The 1669-nt window shown below is 46.8% G+C and carries 4 protein-coding genes; 3 read left to right on the top strand and 1 reads right to left on the bottom strand.

Translation table 11 applies throughout. The features are described from left to right. Together P8O70_03500 and P8O70_03495 are read left to right on the top strand one after the other, a co-directional pair. Positions 1-378, top strand: a 378-nt coding sequence (locus P8O70_03500; GenBank protein ID MDG2195948.1) for an MOSC domain-containing protein, incomplete at its 5' end; no start/stop codon positions are given. A gap of 84 nt (positions 379-462) precedes the next feature. Then, on the top strand, positions 463-738 hold the full coding sequence (locus P8O70_03495; GenBank protein MDG2195947.1) for a hypothetical protein: 276 nt from the start codon (positions 463-465) through the stop codon (positions 736-738). A gap of 31 nt (positions 739-769) precedes the next feature. Here P8O70_03495 and P8O70_03490 read toward each other — a convergent pair whose 3' ends face one another. Continuing rightward, positions 770-964, bottom strand: coding sequence for a hypothetical protein (locus P8O70_03490; protein MDG2195946.1), 195 nt, complete (start codon positions 962-964; stop codon positions 770-772). A gap of 373 nt (positions 965-1337) precedes the next feature. On the opposite strand from P8O70_03490, the gene P8O70_03485 reads away from it, so the two are divergent. Further along, positions 1338-1669, top strand: a 332-nt coding sequence (locus P8O70_03485) for a hypothetical protein (protein MDG2195945.1), incomplete at its 3' end; no start/stop codon positions are given.

Raw genomic sequence — 1669 nt, 5'->3', positions numbered from 1 at the left:
GCCAACTCAGACACAGGGCTCGAGGGTGATCACTTTAAGAAGTCGAGTACCGGCAAACGACAAGTAACGCTTATCCAGCAGGAACACATGGATGTGGTGGCTCGAATATTGGGCAAGAGTGAAATTCTACCGGAACTGCTGCGTCGAAACATTGTGGTTTCTGGCATCAACCTGCTGGCCTTGAAACAACAGCAATTTCAGGTGGGAGAAGTATTGCTGGAAACCACAGGAATTTGCGCTCCTTGTAGCCGAATGGAAGAGAATTTAGGAGCAGGGGGCTACAATAGTATGCGTGGGCATGGAGGCATCACGGCTAAGATTATTCAAGGTGGGCAGATCCAGATTGGTGATGTTGTGCGGTTAGCCTTGATGTCTTAGTGACTGAGAATTGTGAAATGGCTTGGATAGATCTACAGTTGTGCAGCAATCAAAAGCTGTGAACATCAATCATCTGGAGGCACTATGCCGATAACAATTGATGAAATTCTAGAGACAGGTAAGCAGCGCAAACAACTACTGACACTGGCAGAAAAGCAGGAAATTGCTGATCAGGCTCGTGGAATTGGGCAGCAGGGTCAGTGGGAAGAACTGGTTCAGGAATTACGTGCAGATCCTGAACTACAGGAAGTGTTTGAGGATGGTTACCTGATAGCTGGACAGTCAGAAGTAGCAGGCTTTGACATTATCAAAGAGTTAATTCGGGAGACCACCGAGGCAGCAACACTAGAAGGTAAGTAATTAAACTACCTCTGAGGAGTGTGGAAGCCTCTCACACGTGAGGCTCATGGTGTCCGTGGGCCAGCGCAGGATCAACGTTGTAGACGTCTTTGCGCTTTTTATAGTCAGGTAGTTCATTTCTTTTTCTGCCCAAGACTCTAAAGTAGGCAAACATCGTGATGATTGATGCGCCAGTCATAGCTGCGACAGCCAGAAATAAAAGAGCTACCAAGTCAAAACCGTTCATTGTTCACCGAGTATTTGTAGTTGAAATTATAGGGTTGAGATTCTGAAACCAGAGGGAACTTTGATGGTACCAGAACAAAAGGAAGATTTGTTGCTTGTCTTAAATTAGAATTCTTTTAACTGAGAAGCTGGAATCTGCAGGAGCGGAGGAAAGCTGATTCGGAAGAGGAAGCAGCCGGATAGCGTAGACCGATACTTTGGCGAGTGAAGTCTATGAAATCCGGCATATCCAGTGTCATGGTGACAGTGGATAGCATGGAATATCTAGGCCAATTCCGCAAGATCTTGATGAAATTCCTTATGATTTTCATCGTTTTCTGACAGCAAAGCCCAGAAAACATGCGCTTCCTCCTCAAACCCAATGAGGAGGCAGGATGCCAAGTTCACAACAAACTCACCGCAAACAATCAAAAGCCCAACTCTGGGCAAAACGTACTGTCCATCTAAAGACCTACCTGCAAGATCTACCACGTAGAATACGCCTTGATGTGGAAGCTCTGGTCAAGATCTTCCTGACCCGTCGATCACTCCTACTCAAACTTGCCGACAACTATCTGATCAAACTGTGGGAATGCAGTAGAGCCACAGTGCAGAGGCGTCTAGAACGCCTAGAGCAACTGGGGCTTTTTAAGCGAATGACCCAGCCACCACGAAAGCAACCCAATGGAGCTTGGAAACAGGAGCGTAAGCTGGTGCTGATTCTGCC

It is taken from the genome of SAR324 cluster bacterium (genome assembly GCA_029245725.1).
GTDB lineage: Bacteria > SAR324 > SAR324 > SAR324 > NAC60-12 > JCVI-SCAAA005.
This window is presented reverse-complemented; position numbering and strand designations above follow the sequence as displayed.

What these genes read in the sequence shown, in the direction of transcription:
- P8O70_03490 (MDG2195946.1), bottom strand. Translation starts at nt 964, where the DNA reads ATGAACGGTTTTGACTTGGTAGCTCTTTTATTTCTGGCTGTCGCAGCT.
- P8O70_03495 (MDG2195947.1), top strand. Translation starts at nt 463, where the DNA reads ATGCCGATAACAATTGATGAAATTCTAGAGACAGGTAAGCAGCGCAAA.